General features: G+C 58.3%; 14 protein-coding genes and 1 tRNA gene. 11 read left to right on the top strand and 4 right to left on the bottom strand.

Annotation, left to right across the window (positions count from 1 at the left end):
• The first annotated feature begins 81 nt into the window (after window positions 1-81).
• Together NBH12_RS02940 and NBH12_RS02935 are read left to right on the top strand one after the other, a co-directional pair.
• Complete coding sequence (locus tag NBH12_RS02940) at window positions 82-1215, top strand: pyridoxal phosphate-dependent aminotransferase (RefSeq protein WP_250819159.1); 1134 nt, start codon at window positions 82-84, stop codon at window positions 1213-1215.
• A 52-nt stretch (window positions 1216-1267) separates the two neighbouring features.
• Window positions 1268-2236, top strand: coding sequence for a Ppx/GppA phosphatase family protein (locus NBH12_RS02935; protein ID WP_025222020.1), 969 nt, complete (start codon window positions 1268-1270; stop codon window positions 2234-2236).
• Window positions 2237-2269: 33 nt separating this feature from the next.
• Here the strand turns inward: NBH12_RS02935 and NBH12_RS02930 are convergent, their stop codons facing one another.
• The gene (locus tag NBH12_RS02930) at window positions 2270-3223 is read right to left on the bottom strand and encodes an endonuclease/exonuclease/phosphatase family protein (RefSeq protein WP_021649746.1); all 954 of its coding nucleotides are present in this window, start codon (window positions 3221-3223) and stop codon (window positions 2270-2272) included.
• Window positions 3224-3599: 376 nt separating this feature from the next.
• On the opposite strand from NBH12_RS02930, the gene NBH12_RS02925 reads away from it, so the two are divergent.
• From NBH12_RS02925 to NBH12_RS02910, 4 genes are all read left to right on the top strand, one after another.
• Window positions 3600-3672 (top strand) — tRNA-Arg (locus tag NBH12_RS02925).
• Between the two features lie 91 nt (window positions 3673-3763).
• On the top strand, window positions 3764-4192 hold the full coding sequence (locus tag NBH12_RS02920) for a nucleoside 2-deoxyribosyltransferase (protein WP_003830170.1): 429 nt from the start codon (window positions 3764-3766) through the stop codon (window positions 4190-4192).
• A gap of 187 nt (window positions 4193-4379) precedes the next feature.
• Window positions 4380-4886 carry a large conductance mechanosensitive channel protein MscL gene (mscL, locus tag NBH12_RS02915; protein ID WP_052792061.1) on the top strand — a complete coding sequence of 169 codons (507 nt, stop codon included), beginning with the start codon at window positions 4380-4382 and terminating at the stop codon, window positions 4884-4886.
• 136 nt (window positions 4887-5022) lie between these two features.
• Window positions 5023-6879: an AMP-dependent synthetase/ligase gene (locus tag NBH12_RS02910; protein ID WP_250819158.1), complete on the top strand. Its 1857-nt coding sequence runs from the start codon at window positions 5023-5025 to the stop codon at window positions 6877-6879.
• A 135-nt stretch (window positions 6880-7014) separates the two neighbouring features.
• Here NBH12_RS02910 and NBH12_RS02905 read toward each other — a convergent pair whose 3' ends face one another.
• From NBH12_RS02905 to xseA, 3 genes are all read right to left on the bottom strand, one after another.
• A complete protein-coding gene (locus NBH12_RS02905) occupies window positions 7015-7557 on the bottom strand; it encodes an NAD(P)H-dependent oxidoreductase (protein WP_371733839.1) in 543 nt (180 codons plus the stop codon).
• 48 nt (window positions 7558-7605) lie between these two features.
• Window positions 7606-7896 (bottom strand): exodeoxyribonuclease VII small subunit, encoded by a 291-nt coding sequence (locus tag NBH12_RS02900; protein WP_003832217.1) that lies wholly within the window; start codon window positions 7894-7896, stop codon window positions 7606-7608.
• Window positions 7897-7957: 61 nt separating this feature from the next.
• Window positions 7958-9313, bottom strand: a complete 1356-nt coding sequence (gene xseA / locus NBH12_RS02895) for an exodeoxyribonuclease VII large subunit (protein WP_019728197.1) — start codon at window positions 9311-9313, stop codon at window positions 7958-7960.
• A 413-nt stretch (window positions 9314-9726) separates the two neighbouring features.
• Here xseA and nrdD point away from each other — a divergent pair, with 413 nt between their 5' ends.
• The 5 genes from nrdD (at window position 9727) to NBH12_RS02870 (ending at window position 20580) form a co-directional block, all read left to right on the top strand.
• Complete coding sequence (gene nrdD / locus NBH12_RS02890; protein ID WP_052787950.1) at window positions 9727-12135, top strand: anaerobic ribonucleoside-triphosphate reductase; 2409 nt, start codon at window positions 9727-9729, stop codon at window positions 12133-12135.
• A 148-nt stretch (window positions 12136-12283) separates the two neighbouring features.
• Window positions 12284-13006, top strand: a complete 723-nt coding sequence (gene nrdG, locus NBH12_RS02885; RefSeq protein ID WP_080684972.1) for an anaerobic ribonucleoside-triphosphate reductase activating protein — start codon at window positions 12284-12286, stop codon at window positions 13004-13006.
• 226 nt (window positions 13007-13232) lie between these two features.
• Window positions 13233-18347: an acyl-CoA dehydratase activase-related protein gene (locus tag NBH12_RS02880; protein ID WP_250819157.1), complete on the top strand. Its 5115-nt coding sequence runs from the start codon at window positions 13233-13235 to the stop codon at window positions 18345-18347.
• Window positions 18348-18511: 164 nt separating this feature from the next.
• Window positions 18512-19789 (top strand): glutamate-cysteine ligase family protein, encoded by a 1278-nt coding sequence (locus tag NBH12_RS02875; protein ID WP_003832173.1) that lies wholly within the window; start codon window positions 18512-18514, stop codon window positions 19787-19789.
• Between the two features lie 59 nt (window positions 19790-19848).
• The gene (locus NBH12_RS02870) at window positions 19849-20580 is read left to right on the top strand and encodes a TetR/AcrR family transcriptional regulator (protein WP_052790514.1); all 732 of its coding nucleotides are present in this window, start codon (window positions 19849-19851) and stop codon (window positions 20578-20580) included.
• The last annotated feature ends 179 nt before the right edge of the window (window positions 20581-20759 follow it).

Below are 20759 nucleotides of genomic sequence, written 5' to 3'. Positions count from 1 at the left end.
GAACCATGGAAAACGAAGCAGTGCAGCAGCCCGTGTTCCCGGTTATGTCTCGTCGCGCGCGAGGCCAATCCCTTCCGCGCCATGGTATTCGGCGAGAAAGCGGACAAGATGATCGCATCCGGTGTCAGTGTCATCAAGCTCAGTCTGGGGGAGCCTGATTTCGGTGCGCCGCCTGCCGTACGCGATGCCATGCGCGAACAATACGATGGCCGTGCCTTGCCCTACACCGCAGCCATGGGATTGCCCGAACTGCGCCAAGCCATCGCCGATTTCTATCGAGAACGCCATGATTTGGATATCGATCCCAAACGCATCTGCGTGACTGCCGGTGGGTCCGCCGCTTTGCTGTTGGCCACAGCCCTGACCGTGGATCCCGGTGATGACGTGATCGTGGCCGATCCCTCCTACCCGTGCAACCGCGAGCTGGTGCGTTCCTTTGAAGGCCGGGTTGTCGATGTGCCGACATCGGCCGCCACGCGGTTCCATCTGACCACCGACCTATGCCGCCAATATTGGACGGACGACACCAAGGCCGTGATGATCACCTCGCCGTCCAATCCCACCGGCACCACCATCGACTTCGCCGTGCTGGATGAAGTATGCCAGTTGGCCGCCAAGCGTGGCGCATGGCGCATCGTGGACGAGACCTATCTTGATCTGGCCGATCATGAGCCGGACGGCACTGAGGTCAGATCGGTGCTGGCTTGTGACCCTGGCGCCATCGTGTGCAACAGTTTCTCCAAGTTCTTCGGCATGACCGGTTGGCGTCTTGGCTGGGCCATTCTGCCGGATGATTCCACCGTGCTGGAGGCGGTCGATGATCTGGCCACCAATTATTACCTGTGTGCGCATACGCCCACCCAGCATGCGGCGCTCGCCTGTTTCACGCCGGAGAGCCTGGCTGAGTGCGAAGCCCGCCGTCAGGAGCTGCTGAGCCGTCGGCGCATCGTAATTGATGGTTTGAAGCGCATCGGACTGCCGGTCGAAGTGGAGCCGAACGGCGCGTTCTATGCCTACTTCAACATTTCCCGTACCGGATTGGATGCATGGACGTTCTGCGAGCGTGCGCTGGACGAGGCTCACGTGGCGTTGACTCCCGGCCGTGATTTTGGCGCCGCCACCGCCGATACGCATGTTCGGCTGAGCTATGCCGCTTCTCGCGAGGCGTTGTCCGAAGGTTTGGAGCGACTCGACAGGTTCGTCGAATCGCTGTAATGGGCGTGGATATGTACAGTAGTCGCGTTTGTGTTAGGTAAGGTCAGGAATCATGGTCAATCTGCGTTCGCATACCACGCGACTCGGTGTGCTTGATATCGGTTCAAATACCATCCATATGTTGATTGTCGATGCAGCTCCGGGCGCGCGTCCCGATCCCGAGGCCAGTACCAAATCAACGGTGCGCCTGATGAAGTATCTCAAGGATGACGGCTCAATCAAGAAGTCCGGCATCGAGGCGATTCTGGCCGCCGTTGCCCAGTGCATGAAACTGGCTGAAGAATATGAGATCACTCAGTTGCTGGTCATGGCCACGTCCGCTTTGCGCGAGGCGCCGAACGGCAACAAGGTGATTCATAAGATTGAAGAGATGGTCGGTCAGGGCGTGACCGTGCTGTCAGGCAATGATGAGGCGCGTCTGACGTTCCTGGCCGCACGCCGCTGGTATGGTTGGGATGCCGGCCGACTGCTGGTGCTGGATATTGGCGGCGGCTCGCTCGAAGTGGCGATGGGCTCCGATGAAGAGCCGACTGTGGCGCTTTCCGTGCCGGCAGGTGCCGGCCGTGTGACCACCGAGTTCCTGCCTTCCGGTATGGCTACTCCCGAGGAGCTGGAGGGCGTGCGCAAAGATGTGCGTAAGATTCTGGCGCCGATGGTCAAGGTGTTCCCGCAATCCAAACATCCGAACCATGCCGTTGGCACGTCCAAGACCTTCCGTTCGCTGGCTCGCTTGTGCGGCGCGGTGATGCGTGCGCCTGGGCGTGAAGATACGTGGATCATGACCCGCGAGCAGCTGGAGGATTGGATTCCTCGCCTGGCGGCGATTGCTCCCGAACAGCGCGTGGCGTTGCCCGGTATCACGCCTGAGCGCACAATGCAGATTGTGGGCGGCGGCGTGGTTGCTGACGAGATCATGAAGGCCCTGAACATTCAGGAAGTCGAAATCTGCCCGTGGGCGTTGCGCGAAGGCGCCATCCTGCGTTGGCTCGACCAGTTCGGCCGCACCCGTCTCGGTTTTTGACGCTTTCTCTGCTCCCGCCAGCGGGAGCAAGTATTACCCTACCGAAATCGTAGCGAGTAGTGCCGCGTGATCGGAGCCTGCGATTTTGGCGATTTGGCATTGCCCGGCCGTCATACCAGTGTCCAGCACCACATGATCGATGCCGGCAAACGTTGGCAGATAGCTGCGGTTTGTTGGCCAGGAGAACGTGAAGCCATGTCCGGACTGGTGGGCTGCGTCGACGAATCGATTGCCCAGAAATTCGCGGAATGGCGTGTGATCGTAGGTGGCGTTGAAGTCGCCCATGAAAATATAGCGGGCGTCCGTGTGACTGCGCATCAGGCCAAGTTCGTCAAGCGAACGTTTCCATTGTCCCCAGTATCCGGTCACGGGTGCGGTGGTGTGCACGGAGACGAAACGAATCTGGTTGCCTCCCATGTCCACTGTGCCGGAGGGCATGAATGAGGCGCTGGAATTCACCTCGTCGTCGACCACGTCCTTAAGTGGTGCTGCAGACCAGAGGCCGTTGCCATACACGCCATCGGACGAGGATACGTGCGCATACGGCAGATAATGTTCAATGCCGGCTTCGTTCAGCTGCTTGACGAAATCATCCGTGGTCTCCTGCAGCGCGAGCACTTCCACGCGCTGATCGCGTACCAGATTGACGATGGATCGGGCGTCGGCCTGCCCCTTGTAGACATTGAAGGTCATCACGCGGGCATAGGCGTCGGCGGTGTGCGCTTCGGCCGTGGCTACGGCGTTCTGTGCGTCTTGGGAAAGTGAGTTGGTCGGGAAGAAAAACGGGTACTGCCAGTAGACGTTCAGTCCGAGGGCGGCAACGGCAATCAATGCCGCCAATGGGCGGCGCAATGGCATGGCCAGCAACAGTGCAAGCAGTGCAAGCAAGGTGAACCATGGTGTTGCCGACACTACGATTGGGATGAACGGCCAGGTTTGGATATCCGAGGGCAAGGCGCGTGCGGCGGTGCAGATAAGGGCAGTCATGGCCAGCAGCAATGTCAGCGTGCCGAAGAAATGGTGACGCTCATGAGGTTTGAGTGCCGACTGTGATACAGGACGGGAATAGGATTTGTTTCGTTGCGCGGACTTGGACTGCGAACGGGTGGTTTGAGGGCGTGCGGACTTCCCTTTGGTTGTGGTTCCTCTGGTGGTGTTCCGTGACTGTGCCATATCGCCTTTCCTGCGTTGATTTGCTTTGTGGGGAACGTCGATGCATGGTGATGCAGCTTGTCCCATGACCTGCCACTGTACCTTGTTCGACTTGTGAATCGACATTGCGCCGGCGGCGGCAGCGCGGTTCCGTACCAAACCGGCACGAATTGTGGGCTGGGCGACTGCCCGTGTACAATGAAACGTCGTTGCCCGAGTAGCTCAGTGGATAGAGCACCGCTCTCCTAAAGCGGGTGTCGTCGGTTCGAATCCGATCTCGGGCACTTGCGCTCCTGATGGTCATTATGCGGACGGCTATCCATGCATTGAACTTGTGGCCCGCGAATGGACGATGCTGCGCTATGACTGGAAACCATGAGTGAAGACAAGCAGTATGACTTCTATGTGGCCGGCCCGTTTTTCAATCCCGAACAGACGGCGAGCATGGAACGGTTGGAGAAGGTGCTGGAGGATCACGGCAGGACACTGTTCAAGCCGCGATTCGCCAGCCAAATCGAGGAGGTCGGCCCCGAGGGCTGCTTCAACGATGACATTCAGGGCATCAACGCATCCCAAGCGGTTGTTGCCAATCTTATGGATGAAGACCCCGGCACCATGTTCGAGGTCGGGTATGCTCACGCGCTTGGTATTCCGGTATACGGCTATTTCGAAAACCTGACGCCGATGGATCGCGTGAATCTGATGATTGCGCAGGCGGTCGAGCTGGTATTCGCTGGGCCGGATGACGTGGCAAAGTATCTGGAGACCGGCGAACATACGGAGATCGACTATATTCAGTTCTGAAACGTGAGAGTCGCAACGCGGGTGGTCAGTGGTGATTGCCCGCGTAAATCCGCGCATGAATACTGGTTTTCTGCCGATATGTTGTCGAATAACCGCGCATACGGTTTCTCGTGAAGCATAATGGCGAATGAAAGGCGAGCCCAGGTCATCGGGTCGGTTCGCGGATTTGCGCTGTTAAGGAGATATCATGGCAAATCAGTCCCCATCCAATATTGCCGACAATCTTATGAAAAGTGCGGGCAGCGCCACTCATGCGGTCGTTGCGTTGACCGATAAAGGCCCGCTTGCCGGCTTCAAAAAGTTCCTTTCCCGCGGTTCGATGATTGATATGGCCGTTGGTGTGGTTATAGGCTCCGCGGTTACCACCGTGGTCACTTCCATTGTCGATAACCTCATCAGCCCGCTGCTCGGCATGATCGGTGGCGTGCCGGATTTGTCTGGTCTGCTGACCATTACGTTCAATAACTCGACCATTTCGTTCGGCGCTATTCTGAATGCTTTGATTAACTTCCTGCTCATCGGTGTGGCCGTATACTTCTGCGTGATTCTGCCTATCAACAAGTTGCGTGACCTGACCGCCGCTCAAGATGAGGCCGAAGCCAAGGAAGAAGGCCCAAGTGTCGAAGAACAGACGCTCGCCACGTTGCAGGAGATTCGCGACGAGCTGAAAAAGAGCAACGGCTCCATTGGCTGAGTCTGGACTGGGCATGTAAACATTGAGTTGCCGCATGGCCTCGCATTCCAGTGGATGCCGGTGTGCGAGGCCATTTGCATTGGGCGTGCAGCGTCAATCGGCGTGTTTTGTATCCTCCGTGGAGTTACATGGGAATATGCCTGAAAACATCGCCGATAAGGCCAATAACGATACTCGTATCGTCAAGCAGTTCACCAATCCCGTCAAGGAGCCGATCGACAGCGACATCAACCTGTTCGATTTGCTCGATGAGCGAGCCGAGCGCGATCCCGATGGCGCCATGATCGAATATAAAACTGAGGAAGGCACCTGGCAGCCGTACAGCGCCCTGGTCTTCCGTGACATGGTCATCGATCTGGCCAAAGGCCTGATTGGTCTGGGCGTCAACAAGGGCGACTCCGTGGCCATCGTGTCTCGCACGCGTTGGGAGTGGACCGCTCTGGATATGGCGATCATGTCCATCGGCGCACTCACCGTGCCGGTATATGAGACCAACTCCGCCAGCCAGGTCAGCTGGATTTTCAACGATTCCAAGGTCACGCTCGCCATCGCCGAGGATGACGGTCAGCGCGACAAGATTGAATCCGTGCGCAGCGAGGTACCCACCCTGCGCAACGTGTTCGTCATCGAAGCAGGCGGCCTGAACGCCATCAAGACCTATGGCGAAAGCGTCACCGATGCCGAATTCTGGGAATACAAGAACGCCTCCCACGGCGACGACCGCGCCACCATCGTTTACACGTCCGGCTCCACCGGCACCCCGAAAGGCGTGGAGCTCACCCACCGCAACTTCGCGTTCCTGGTGCGCTCCGCCCTGCAGTACATGCCTCGTGCCGGCGCATGGCCCAACCGCCGTCTGCTGCTGTTCCTGCCCCTGAGCCATGTGTTCGCCCGATTCATGGAATTCTTCAGTTTTGGCGGCACCATTTCTCTGGCCCTGAGCTCCAATATGAAGACCATGGTCAAGGACTTCGAGACCTTTGGTCCCACGCTGCTGCTTGCCGTGCCGCGTGTGTACGAAAAGGTCTACAACGCCGCTTCCCAGCGTGCCGGCAGCGGTTTTGCGGGCAAGATGTTCATGCGCGCCGTCGAAAACGCGCGTGAATGGTCCAAGGCCGAGCAGAAGGGCGAGAAGCTGCCGCTTCCCGGTCGTGTTGCTCACGCTTTCTACGAGCAGGTGGTGTACAAGAAGATTCGTACCATCTTTGGCCCGAACGCCGACTTTGCCATCACCGGTGGAGCCCCGATGGATTCCGAGCTCTCTCACTTCTTCAACGGCATTGGCATGCCGGTGCTGGAAGGCTACGGCATGACGGAAACCTGTGGTCCGGTGTGCGTGAGCTTGCCGGAAGACAATCGCATCGGCACCATCGGCATGCCGATGTGCGGCATCACCGCCGGCATCGCCGAGGATGGCGAGCTGGTAGTCAAGGGACCGCTGGTGTGCAAGGGATACCACAACAACCCTGAGGTCACTACCCAGCAGATCACTGATGGTTGGCTGCATACCGGTGATTTGGGTGATATTTCCGAAGACGGATTCATTTCCATCACTGGCCGTAAGAAGGACCTCATCATCACCGCTGGCGGCAAGAACGTGTCGCCTGGCCTTCTGGAGGCTTCTGTGATGACCTCTCCGGTGGTCAACCAGTGCTTGGTTATTGGAGACAAGAAGCCGTTCGTGGCTGCCTTGGTCACGCTGGATTTGGTGGATGCCAACAATTGGCTGGAATCCCAAGGTGCCAAGCCGGAGCCGGATTTGGATGCCTTGGCCAAGAACGCCATTGTTCATGCCGAAGTTGAGCGTGCGGTGAATGCCGCTAACGAAGGTGTCTCGCGTGCCGAATCGATTCGTAAGTTCGAGATTCTGCCCGATGAGTTCACCGAAGCCAACGGTATGCTCACTCCGAGTCTGAAGACTCGTCGCGCGCAAATCGTCAAGCACTATCAGGAGCTCATCGACAGCGTAATCTACGTGCCGCTCAAGAAGTAACCAGTAAGTTTACAGGAAACAAGCTCCCTCTGAAGAGGGAGCTGTCGAGCGGCAGTGAGACTGAGGGAGAGAGCTGCGGCTCATCCGTGAAAAACAATAAGGCCAGGTGTATCGCGCACCTGGCCTCAGCTCCATTCAGTCCAGAATCGCCGAAACGTAGTCGGCGGCGGCTTGGTCAAGGGCGTCATCGGTGATGGTGGCCGTACCCTGCACCAGGAACGGCTTGGCGTATTCCATGCCGACCTTATATGCCACAACTTCAAATGGGCTCAGTAGGTCATCCATAGTGCGGCCGTATTCGCCATCTTTCTGATACTTGGCAGCACCGGAACCGGTGGTGACCACCAGTTTGAGTTCCTTGCCGCGCAGTGCGTAGCTGCCACCATAGGCCCATCCTGCGGTGATGACCCGATCCTCCCACTCCTTCAGCAGGGCGGGGGAGGAATACCAGTAGAACGGGAATTGCAGAATCACACTATCGGCTGCCTCGAGCAGTTCGTGCTCGTGATCGACGTTGACGGCGAAATTGGGGTATTCGGCGTACTCGTCGCGGATGGTGATGTCTTCTTCGCCTTGAGCCTTCAGCTCGGCAATCAAGCGGGCATTGACGCGGGAGCCGTTCTGCAGGTGGGGATGGAATACAAGAATCAGTGTTGACATTGATTTGTTCTTTCTCATGTGGTCGGCGTATTGCCGACGGTACGATTGCATGAATTGATGTTGGAATCAGTCCAGATTGGATTGCGTTCCTGCTGTGGCTTCATTAGCAGCCTGATCGGCCTGAGCCTGATCGAGCTTGGCACGTACATCATTGAGCAGGCTCTGGGCTCGTTTGGCCAATGCTTCACCGATTTCCCACTGGCGCATGGATTGATCGAGATTCAGTCCGCCGGTTTCCAGCGACTGAACGGCTTGGATGAGCTTATCTCGAGCCTCCTCATAAGGCATCTGCGCAATGAGCTCGCGTTCTTTGTCTGATAGTGAGGACGCAGGGGTGGTGTTGGTGTTATCGGTCATGGTGTGTGCTCCTTATCTATATACGCATTAAGTTTCTCTTGCAGCAGCTCTGTGAGCGTTCTTACGCTGCGGCAGATGTGGTTGTGGCTGTGATGACACCCTTCTTCAAGGTTACGGTGATGTCGTCTCCGATATGAGCGGTGGAAGCGTCATCGAGTACGGTGCCATCGGCGGTTTGCACCACGGCATAGCCGCGGTTGAGCGTGGACTGGGGACTGAGGGCGGTCAGTGAGGCATGCGCCTTCTCGACGGTGAGCTGAGCGTCGTCCACGATTCTTCGCAGGCCGATATCAAGGCGCTGTATGGAATCGTCAATCAAGCGCTGATGCGGCTCCAGCATGGTGAGAGGTTGCGTCAGGCTGGGACGGTTTGCGTATCCCTCGATGAGGCGATCTTCGTTATCCACTCGTGAGCGAATTCTCAGACGCATACGGTCGATGGCTCCGGTAATGAGCTGCGTCTGTTCGTTGACGTCCGGCACCACACGTTTGGCCGCGTCCGTAGGGGTTGAAGCACGCAGGTCGGCAACCAGATCCAGGAGGGTCCAATCGTCTTCATGTCCGATGGAGGAAATCAATGGTGTGGTACAGGCATATGCGGCACGCACTACGCGTTCATCCGAGAAGCCCATGAGGTCCTCGAATGAGCCGCCTCCTCGAGCCACGATAATGACATCCACATCTGGATCGGTGTCTAGTCGTGCAATCGCTTGTGCGACTTCGCCGGGGCATTGCTCACCTTGCACATGCACATGAACAACCTTGAAGGTGACCGAGGGCCAGCGAAGATTCACGTTAGTGATGACATCTCCCTCGGCTCGTGCCTGTGGGGCGCAAATTAGGCCAATGGTCTTGGGAAATTCGGGCAGAGGGAGTTTATGGTCTGCGTCAAATAGGCCTTCTCCTTTGAGTCGCTTGCGCAATTCGTCGATCATGGCCTTGAGGCTGCCACCTGCGCCGACTTTAAGAATGGTGTCTCCGCGCAAAGAGAGGGAGGTGCGCTTCATCCACAGGTTGGGCTTGCCGTGAATGACCACGCGATCGCCTTGAACGAATTGCCGGGCCGTGTCGGCAAACCGTCCAAAGCCATTGACCTCCATTGCGATGTCTTCGAAATCGTCGCGCAGGGTGATATACGCCGAACCGGCCCGTCTGGTGTTGATCTGGGTAATCTGGCCCGTGACCCACGCGGACGGCCAGCGCTCCACCGCCCCATAGAATTTCTGGCTCAGCATGCTGACCGGCCAGGGATTCTGCGCGGTGGTCTCTGCGGCAAGCCTTGGGAGCTGGTCGACCGGCCGCGGGCCGTCGGGCAGGTTGACGGTTCCCTGCCCGGCTTCGGTGGCCGTGTTGGGGCCAAAACCGGCCGAGGCCAAAGATGCGGCGGTCGGCGACTGGCCCGTGTTCGAGTAACCCATTGCAGTAGTCATGCCCTTAACTATAAGTGCGGTGGGCGATGGCGGTAGAAATCTACCGGTCCTGTGATGGGTGCGTCATGCTTGTCGTATGGAGGCGGTGACGACGCTTTGTTGTCCCGTCCAAGAAGATGGGTACTGCCGAAAGGAGAGGAATCGATGGAAGGTGGAGTGCGACACGCGAGGGAAGAAACAGTTACGCTAATCACACAGATGTAGTTTTGGCGGAAAATAGCCAAAAACCACTATAAATAGTTCAACACACCCTTGTTGGACACTAGATATAGGGGTGAGCTTGCCGTATTCTTCTAGAGGTTCAAGAAAACGACATCAATGTAATTTCGTATGGCCCACGACGAGTGCGGCTGAAAACGCGGGGTCCGCAAGGCCGCGCGGGATGAGGAAAGGGGTGCCCGATGGGCGCACAGGTGCTGGAGGAGAACGTCACCAACAATGGGACCAAGGCGGCCGCGAAGGCCTCCACCGTTCTCGTTGAGAAGCGTGATGGTCGTGTGGTCGATTTTGACCCCATCAACATCATCTCTGCGATCAAGTCCGCCTTCGGCGACCTGAACAAGGAAGTCGGTCCCGAGGAAGATGCCATGATCCGCGGCTTCGCCGATCAGGTCGAAGGCGAGATCAAGGAACGTTACGCTGGTCCCGCCAAGATCGAGGATATCCAGAACCTCGTTGAGCACGCCCTCATTGATGCCCACCTGTACGACGTGGCTCGTGCCTACACCAATTACCGTCTCGACAAGGACATCCAGCGTGCCAAGGCCACCGATGTCAACGAGGCCGTCTCCCGCTTCATCAACCACGATCCGACCCTAATCCACGAGAACGCCAACAAGGATTCCAACGTCTACTCCACCCAGCGTGATTTGCTGGCTGGTGCCGTGTCCAAGGCCGCAGCGTTCAACATGCTGCCGCCGGCCGTGTCCAACGCCCACATGAAGGGCGACATCCACTTCCACGATGCCGACTACTCGCCGTTCACCGCCCAGTCCAACTGCTCCCTGCCGAACTTTTGGGACATGCTGGCCAACGGTTTCACCCTGGGCAACGCTCCGATGGCATCCCCGAAGTCCATCGCCATCGCCGCCACCCAGATCACTCAGATCATGAAGGATGTGGCTTCCAGCCAGTATGGTGGCCAGACCGCCAACCGTGCCGACGAGCACCTTGCTCGGTACGCCAAGAAGGACTACGAGAAGTTCCTTGAGGAAGCCCGTGAGACCATCCCCGACGGCATGCCGGTTGAATTCGCTCGTCGTCAGGTCGAGAGCGCCAAGAAGAACGAGCCGGCCAAGCTGCACTTCGGTTCCCGCGAGCCGCTGCCGATGGACACTCCGTTCCACACTGACGTTGACGAGCTGGAGCAGGAGCGCGAGATTCTCGCCAAGATTCGTACCCGCAAGGCCATCTACGATGCCATGCAGACCATGGAATACCAGATCAACTCCAACCGTGTATCCAACGGCCAGACCCCGTTCGTCACCGTCGGCTTTGGTCTCGGTACCGACTGGTTCTCCCGTGAGATCCAGCGCGCCATTCTGCTCAACCGCATCCGCGGCCTCGGCAAGGAACACCACACCGCCATCTTCCCGAAGCTCGTCTTCACCGTCAAGCACGGCGTGAACGCCGATCCGGGCGACCCGAACTACGACTTGAAGCAGTTGGCACTCGAATCCGCCACCAAGCGGATGTACCCGGACGTGGTGTTCTATGAGAACATCGTCAAGATCACCGGTTCCTTCAAAGCCCCGATGGGTTGCCGTTCCTTCCTGCAGGGCTGGATCAATCCTGAGACCGGCAAGGACGAGGAAGACGGTCGTATGAACCTCGGTGTGGTCACCGTCAACGTGCCGCGCATCGCCATCGAGTCTCACGGCGACAAGGCCCGCTTCTGGAAGCTGTTCGACGAGCGTATGGAAGTGGCTCACCAGGCTCTGCAGTTCCGCATCATGCGTTGCAAGGAAGCCACCCCGGTCAATGCTCCGACACTGTTCCGTTTTGGTGCTTTCGGTCGTCTCGGTGCCAACGATAACGTAGACGCTCTGTTCAAGAATGAGCGCGCCACCGTTTCGCTCGGTTACATCGGTCTTGCCGAGACCACTGCGGTCTTCTACGGCAAGAACTGGATCCGTGACCATGGCTGGGATCCGGAAGGCAAGGAATTCGCGCTGTCCATCGTCAAGCGCATGAACGAGCTGTGCAAGCAGTGGAGCAAGTCGGAAGGCTACCACTACTCCGTGTACTCCACCCCGGCGGAGTCCCTGACCGATCGCTTCAACCGCATGGATCGCGAGAAGTTCGGCCGTATCGAGGGCGTGACCGACCACGACTTCTACACCAACTCCTTCCACTACCCGGTATGGCTGCAGCCCACTCCGATGGAGAAGCTCAACTACGAGAAGGACTTCCCGTACTACGCTTCCGGTGGCTTCATCAACTACTGCGAGTACCCGTGCCTGCAGGACAACCCGAAGGCCCTCGAAGCCGTATGGGATTACGCCTACAACATCGGCATCGGTTATCTGGGTACCAACACCCCGATCGACCACTGCTTCGTGTGTGGCTTCCAGGGTGATTTCGAGCCGACCGAGGAAGGCTTCAAGTGCCCGGAGTGCGGCAACTCCAACCCGGACAAGTGCAATGTCACCAAGCGTACCTGCGGCTACCTCGGCAGCCCGGTCCAGCGCCCGATGGTGCACGGCCGTCACGAGGAGATTGCCCACCGTGTCAAGCACATGAGCGGCGAAACTGGCCGCGTGACCCTGGACGACGGCACCACCCACGAGTGGTTCGAGGAAGCTAAGTAAGGTTTATACTCGCTCCCGCTGGCGGGAGCTGTCGAGCGTAAGCGAGACTTAGGGTGGTCATCCTTATAGTGTTGACCACCCTCAGTCCGTTTGATGACGGACAGCTCCCGCCAGCGGGAGCCAGTGCATTTTCCGCAAGGAGGGAATCATGGCCGTGACAACCAAGCCCGAACCCAAGCGCCATGACTTTGCGGCCGGCGAGACCGGACGCGGCCCCTCCATACCTTCCAATGGCCTGGCCAATGATCCGAAAGCCGGTCAATGGGATGGTCGGCGCATGTCCAAGCGCATGATTGCCGACTACAAGACCTTCATCGTCACCGACGGCGAAGGCGTGCGCAACTCCATCTATGTTTCCGGTTGCCCTTTCCACTGCGTCAATTGCTTCAACGCCTCCATCTGGGATTTCCAGGCCGGCCACGAGTACACGCAGAAACTCGAAGACAAGATCATCGAAGATCTCAAAGCCCCATGGGTGCAAGGCATTACGTTTCTTGGTGGCGAGCCGTTCCTCAACACCCCTGTGCTAGTACCTCTCGCACAGCGCATTCGCAAGGAATTCGGTCATACCAAAGATATCTGGTCATGGACCGGCTACACGTGGGAAGAACTCATGCGGCCGGGTGAAACCCCAGACAAACTCGAACTGCTGCACCTTATCGACATCCTTGTCGACGGTCGCTATCTCAAAGACCAAAAAGACTCGTTGTTGCAATTCCGCGGTTCCAGAAACCAACGCATCCTTGACGTGCCCAAATCCCTTGCGGCCGGCAAGCCCATCATCTGGGCCAAACTGCACGATCAGGAACGCGACATCCCTTCTATTTATCTGAAAGATCGCGAAGCCGGCGAAGACCAGCAAGCCTCGTAGTAGCTTTTCATTAACTCGCACTCAGCAATATCGTCGAAACTGTTGGGGAACGCCCTTCCCGTGAGCGAAATCACCTCCGCCCGCGTCATGTTGGGTAGGTGGTCGGACTAATATTCCGTAAGAAGTAGCCGGGCGAAGCCGTCCGCAGGGTATCTGCCAGCCGTCCCGAAACGGTTCCTGATGCCTCGTGACGTGCACTCCCGGAAGTCGGAATTAAGAGGAACACATGGTTGACATCGTCACTGACGCGAGCGTAAAGCCCGCTTCACGCCCGAAGCCCCTGCGTGTGGGATTGGACATCGGTTCCACCACCGTCAAGGCCGTGGTGCTTGATCAGTCCGATTCCCTGAAAGACACCCTATTTTCCGATTACCGACGTCACCATGCCAATGTGCGTGCCACCGTTGCCGGTCTGCTCGCGGACATCCATAAAAAGCTCGTGGAACTAGGTCGAGGCGATGAACCGATTCGCCTGTCTATCACCGGTTCCGGCGGTCTGGCGCTTGCTGACAATCTGCATGTGCCTTTCATTCAGGAGGTCATCGCCGAAACCGAGGCGATTGATAAGGAGTACCCGCAAGCCGACGTCATCATCGAGCTCGGCGGCGAGGACGCCAAAATCACCTACCTGAAACCCACCCCTGAACAGCGTATGAACGGTTCGTGCGCAGGCGGCACCGGCGCGTTCATAGACCAGATGTCCACGCTGCTTGACACCGACGCCGCAGGCCTCAACGAGATGGCCAAGAGCTACGAGAACCTGTATCCGATCGCCTCGCGTTGCGGCGTGTTCGCCAAAACCGATCTGCAGCCGCTGATCAACGACGGCGCGGCCAAGCCTGATCTCGCCGCCTCCATCTTCACCGCAGTGGCCACGCAGACCATCGCCGGCCTGGCTTCTGGCCGCCCGATCCACGGTACCGTCATCTTCCTCGGCGGCCCGCTGTTCTTCATGTCCGAACTGCGCGCCGCCTTCCAGCGTGCCCTTGAAGGCAAGGTCGACGAGTTCATCGTGCCGACCGACGCCCACCTGTATGTGGCCTACGGTTCGGCATTGCAGGCCGACATGGATTCCGACGATCAGGGCCACCATTTCGAGGCCTACACCTGCGACGAAATCCTGAAGCGTTTGGACGAGCTGAAGAACCTGCCCTCCAACACGCCCACCATGCCGCCGCTGTTTCCCACCGAGGCCGACCGCGAGGACTTCAACAAGCGCCACCATAAGGAACACATCCACATCGGCACCCTCGAAGGCGCGCATGGCCCGCACTTCCTGGGCATCGACGCCGGTTCCACCACCATCAAGGCCACGCTCGTCAACGACGACCGTGAAATCGTCTGGTCCAGCTACGCCAACAACGAAGGCAGCCCGCTGACCGCCGCCATCAACATCGTCAAGAAGATCCAATCCGAGCTGCCCGAAGGCGCATGGATCGCACGCTCCTGCGCCACCGGTTACGGCGAAGGCCTCATCACCACCGGCCTGCACCTGGACGAGGGCGTGGTGGAGACCATGGCCCACTATCGTGGTGCCGAAATGGTCAGCCCCGGCGTCACCGCCGTCATCGACATCGGCGGCCAGGACATGAAATATCTGGCCATCACCGACGGCGTCATCGACTCGATCGCCGTCAACGAAGCCTGCTCGTCCGGCTGCGGCTCGTTCCTGCAGACCTTCGCCATGTCTATGGGGCTGACGATTCAGGAATTCACGCAAAAGGCTTTGGCATCCACCCATCCGGTGGACCTTGGCTCGCGTTGCACCGTGTTCATGAACTCCTCGGTCAAGCAGGCGCAGAAGGAAGGCGCGTCCATCGAGGACATCGCCGCAGGGCTGTGCTACTCCGTGGTGCGTAACGCCTTGTACAAGGTCATCAAGCTGCGTGATTCCGGCGAACTCGGCGACACTGTGGTGGTCCAGGGCGGTACGTTCCTCAACGACGCCGTGCTGCGCGCCTTCGAGCTGCTCACCGAACGTCAGGTCACCCGCCCGAACATCGCCGGCCTCATGGGCGCGTTCGGCGCCGCCCTGACCGCCCGCATGCACTATCAGGATGAGGCCGACCACTTGGATGTGGTGGTTAAGGCCGATGGGTCCGAGGAACGGTCCGAGGCTGAGCCCGCACTCAAGTCCGAGCCCAAGGCCGCAGCCTTCAAGAAGACCGAGCCGGCCAAGCCCGAAGTCCATGTCGTTGTCGTGGACGGTGTGACCCACACCGCCAGCTCCATCCTGACCGGCGACGCACTCGACAATATGAGCATGACCACCGAGCGTGACGTGTGCAAGCTGTGCCAGAACCACTGCAAGCTCACCATCACCACGTTCTCTGATGGTTCGCGCTTCGTGACCGGCAACCGTTGCGAACGCGGTGGCGACGCCAAGAAGAAGCGTTCCGACCGTCCGAACCTGTACGACTACAAGTACAAGCGTTGCTTCGCCTACCGCCGTTTGACCGACAAGAAGGCCACTCGTGGCGAGATCGGCATTCCGCGCGCCCTCAACATGTACGAGAACTACCCGTTCTGGTTCACGCTGCTCACCTCGCTGGGCTTCAAGGTGATGATTTCCGGCCGTAGCTCCCATGAACTGTTCGAGACCGGCATCGAATCCATCGCTTCCGAAAACATCTGCTACCCGGCCAAGCTGGTCCACGGCCATATCAAGTGGCTGATCAACAAGGGCATCAAGACCATCTTCTACCCATGCGTGAGCTACGAGGAGAACCTCGTGCCCAACACTGACAATCATTACAACTGCCCGGTTGTGGCCAACTATCCGCTCGTCGTCGGCGCCAACATGCCTGAGCTGCGCGAGGATGACGTGCGTTACATGCACCCGTACTTCAACCTTGCCAACCATGAGCTCATGGTTGACCGCATCGTCGAAGAGTTTGCGTGGGCCAACGTGACCCGCGAAGAGGCCGAAACCGCGGTCAAGGCCGCCTATGCCGAAGACAAGGTCTTCAAGCATGACGTGCAGCAGGAAGGTTTGACCGCGCTCGCCTATATGAAAGAGCACAACTGCCGAGGCATCGTGCTCGCCGGCCGTCCCTACCACATCGACCCCGAAATCAACCACGGCATCCCTGAGACCATCTGCTCGCTCGGCATGGTGGTACTCTCCGAGGATTCCATCTGCGAACTGCAGCCGGGGGAGAAGCTCAACCTCACCGAATTCCTTTCCGAGGGCGAAGCCGACCCACGTTCCAAGAACGCCGCCGGATTCCGCCATGTAGGCGACCGCACGGTCACCAAGATGCCGTTGCGCGTCACCAACCAGTGGGCCTACCACTCCCGCCTGTACGCGGCCGCACACTTCGTGGCCTCGTATCCGGGCCTCGAGCTTGTGCAGCTCAATTCCTTCGGTTGCGGCCTCGACGCCATCACCACTGATCAGGTGGCCGAGATTCTGGCCGACAAGGCGGACGTGTACACGCTGCTGAAGATTGACGAGGTCTCCAACCTGGGTGCAGCCAAGATTCGACTGCGCTCGCTCAAGGCCGCCGTCGAGGAACGCGAAGCCAATAAGGCTCGTGAAGAAGCTGCGGCCAAGGCTTTGGAAGACCAGCAGGCCGCTGCTGAGCGTGCCGCTGAGGAGGCCAAGGTCAAGGCCGAGTCCGATCTTGAAGCGGCCAAGGCCGTACTTGCTGAAGCGCAGGCCGCCGTTGAAGCCGCGCAGAAGAAGGTCGATGCTGAGGCCAAGGCTGTGCAGGACGCCGCCAAGACGGCACAATCTGCACAGTCTGCGTCCGTACAGGGTCCCAAGCCCACCGGCTTCCGCAGGACCGGTTCCACCGCGCCGACTCCAGGCCGTCAGATTCTGCTCGATACGACCATGGCCGCCAACCCGAATCTCACCAAGTCGATGCGTGAGGCCTCCAAGCGTGCCGCCGAACGCGACCTACAGGCCGCAGTCGCCCACAAGAATGGCACTTCGGACGGCACCACCGGCGTGGCGAACGCCAAGAATGCCAAGAAGTCCGGCCACAACAACGCCACCATGTCCCGATACGCGCATCGTGAGAAGTTCGTCAAGGACATGAAGAAGAACTATACGATTGTTGGCCCTCAGATGAGCCCGATTCATATGTCCTTGGTCGAAGCGGTGATTCGTTCCGGTGGGTATAAGTTCGACATCCTGAAGCACGCGAGCCGTGGCGATGTGGAAACCGGCCTCAAATACGTGAACAATGACGCCTGCTACCCGGCCATCATGGTCGTCGGCCAGCTCATCGACGCGATTCTGGAAGGCAAATACGATCCCGACCATGTAGCGCTCGCCATCACCCAGACCGGCGGCATGTGCCGTGCGACCAACTACTTCGGCCTGATCCGCAAGGCTTTGGTCGATGCCGGCTATCCGCAGATTCCGGTCATCGCCATCTCTACCCAGGGCCTCGAAGATAACCCCGGCTTCAAGGCCACCCCGCCCCTGCTGCACCGTGCCATCAAGGCGCTGATTCTGGGCGACTTGCTCATGAAGTGCCTCTACCGCGTACGCCCGTATGAGGTGGAGAAAGGTTCGGCCAACAAGCTGTACGAGCTGTGGGACACCATCGTGCGTGAGACCATCGAGCATCACGGCTATTCCAAGACCGCAGCCAAGACGCCGAGCATCAAGAAGGGCTATCTGCCGTATAACGTGCTGGCCAAGGAGATCGTGAAATCCTTTGATGCATTGCCGCTGCGTGATATTCCGCGCAAGGTGCGTGTCGGCGTGGTCGGCGAGATTCTTGTCAAGTACCAGCCGGATGCGAACAACCATGTGGTCGACGTCATCGAATCCCAGGATTGCGAGGCCGTAGTGCCCGGCATCATGGAATTCATGACCACCCGCCCCTACATCACCGACTGGAATGAGAAGAACCTCGGTATGGGTGGTAACAAGACGCTCTACGCCTTGATGCGCAAGGGTCTTGACCTGTACAACGCGCCTATCAAGGCCGCACTGGCCACCTCGCACGGCAAGTTCAAGCAGGACGAGCCGATGCCCGAGCTTGTCAAGAAGGCTGCTGAAGTCACCTCCATCGGTGTACAGGCCGGCGAGGGCTGGCTGCTGACTGCTGAGATTCTGGAGCTTATCGAACAGGGTTGCCCGAATGTGATTTGTGCGCAGCCGTTTGCCTGCCTGCCCAACCATGTGACCGGCCGTGGCATGTTCGGCAAGATTCGTCGTCTGCATCCGGAAGCCAACATCGTCTCCATCGATTACGATCCGGGTGCCTCCGAGGCCAATCAGCTCAACCGTATCAAGCTGATGATTGCCGCTGCCAAGAAGGCCCACAACGCCAAGTTCGCCGAGACCGGCGAGCCGCAGGGCTTCACCTCCGCGGACTGAACGCACATACACTTAAGCTCCCCTCTATGGGGGGAGCTGTCGCGCAGCGACTGAGGGGAGTCTCTAGAGCGAGAAACCGGGCCGGAGCCTGCTATCGGTTTTTCGTATAGCGTATTGCGGGCTTTCGGGCACGCGCGCCGGCCGGCTCGAATACGATACAAAGCATGGTTACTCCCCGAATCAGTTACGCGCACCTACTCGCCAAGCCGAACCCCAAGCATGTCGAGAGCCTGCTCAAGTTCTTTGAGAACGGTCGCTCCCAGCGTGGCACCGGTGGCTTCGGTGTGGAGATCGAGCACCTGCCCGTGCACAACAGCGACGACACTGCCGTAAGCTACTACGAGCCGAATGGCATCGAGGCATTGCTCAAACGCTTGGCTCCGTACTACGACGAGGAGAAGGAATACTGGGAGAACGGCCATCTGGTGGGTCTCGGCCGTTCCGGCGTCGCCGTTTCTCTCGAGCCCGGCGGACAGGTGGAAACCTCAATCGGCATTTTGAAGAAGCCGAGCGACCTCAATACGCTGTACTCCAAGTTCCGTCGCGAGCTCGACCCGATTCTTGACGATCTCGACTTCCGCTTGGTCAACTATGGTTACCAGCCCAAATCCAGCTTTGCGGATGTGCCGGTCAACCCCAAGGATCGCTACGATGCAATGACCGACTACCTCGGCCGCGTGGGTCAGTTTGGCCCCTGCATGATGCGTTGCTCCGCCTCCACTCAGGTCAGCATTGATTATGTGGATGAGCGCGACTCCATCGAAAAGTTGCGTCTGGGCACGGTCATCGGTCCGATTCTGGCCTACTTCTTCCGTAACACCCCGTATTTTGAGGGCGAGACGAACCCATGGCCGCTGCTGCGCCAGCGTATGTGGGATTATCTGGACTTCCAGCGCACCAATGTGCTGCCCGGCCTGTTCGATGATCGCTATGGTTGGGAGGATTACGCCATCGACGTGCTGTCCACGCCGCTTATGTTCGCTGACCTGACCCATACCCCTGAAGCTGTGGCTTCTGGAGCAAGCCCCAAGGAACTGCATCGCCCGGCGTTCCGTGAGAACGCGGGGGAGGTGTACCCAGACCGCGAACTCAACCCGTACGAGATCAACCACATCATCTCCACGCACTTCAATGACGTACGTCTGAAGAACTTCATCGAACTGCGTCACTGGGATTCACTGCCTATCGAGCGTGCCGAGCGTCTGACGGAGATTGTGTCCTCTCTGTTCTACGTGCCTGAGCACCGTGAACGTCTGGAAAGCTACTTCGAGGGCATCAGCGAGGAAGAGGTGTTCGAGGCCAAGGCCAACATTCAGGCCCACGGTCGCGAGGCTTCGCCATACGGCCAGCCGCTCGATTTCTGGAAGGAATTCTTGGGATTGGAGGGCCTCTTGTCCGACATTCCCGGCGATCTGAAGCACCCCGACGTGTTCCAGGAGTAAGCGAAGAAGCATATACAAAAAAAACTATTGCGCGATATCGGTGTCGAAGGCATGACAGAATGTTTTGTTTTGGCACCGTTTTGCATATCCGGCCAAGGATATTGGATGTGGTTGCGCATGGGAGTGGGGAGAATGCGGATAGACTGGCGGATATGACATCTGGGAATTCATTGCAGCATAAGCGTGTTCGCAAGTCGCCGGGGGAACGCCGGCAGGAAATTCTCGATGCCGCCGTGCGACTGATTTCCGAGCGTGGCTACAACGGTACTTCTGTGCAGGATGTGGCCGATGCGGTCGGTGTTACCAAGCAGGGAGTCTTGCGATATTTTCCTAGCAAAGATAACCTGCTTGCCGCGGTGTATCACGAGAATTACAACACGTTTGGCAGTGTGGAAGACTTCATGGCCTCCGGCCTGCCTGGTTCAGGGCCCGATGATTTCAGATTGCCCGCATATCTGAGGTTCTTGGTACATTGCAATTCCACGCGCCCCATGCTTGTTCAGCTGTTCTCGATATTGCAGGTCGAATCGTTCAATCCTGCGCATCCGTTACATGACGAGTTTGCCAATCGTCGGGATTCAATATGGCAATACTATTCGACATACAACTGGAACCTGCCTTCCGAATTCACCTCGTTTGAGGAGGTCCGGCCCACGTTGCGCCATGCTCTGGAGATCATGGATGGTGTGCAACTGAGGTGGTTACGGGGGCCGGCCATTGACTTATGCGATGAATGGGCCGATCTGGAGCCGGCGATATTTCCTTCGCCGATATGGGACGGGTATCGCTGATTCGCTGTGTGCCTTGAACCGATGCTTGTGCTTGATAGCGGCAGTAAGTATGCGGGCGAACGAAGGGGTCGCATACATACGGTCGTTTTGGTGTATGTGATGCGCGCGGCATAAGCGTGTTGTATGCTGTCAATAGATAAACTACCAATTGGTAATTAAAAAACTGTTCGATTTCACTG

The sequence above is a fragment of the Bifidobacterium sp. M3-N-101 genome, assembly GCF_023656805.1.
In the GTDB taxonomy this organism is placed as follows: domain Bacteria; phylum Actinomycetota; class Actinomycetes; order Actinomycetales; family Bifidobacteriaceae; genus Bifidobacterium; species Bifidobacterium breve.
The sequence above is the reverse complement of the archived record's forward strand: the minus strand, read 5'-3'. Positions and strand labels throughout refer to the sequence as shown.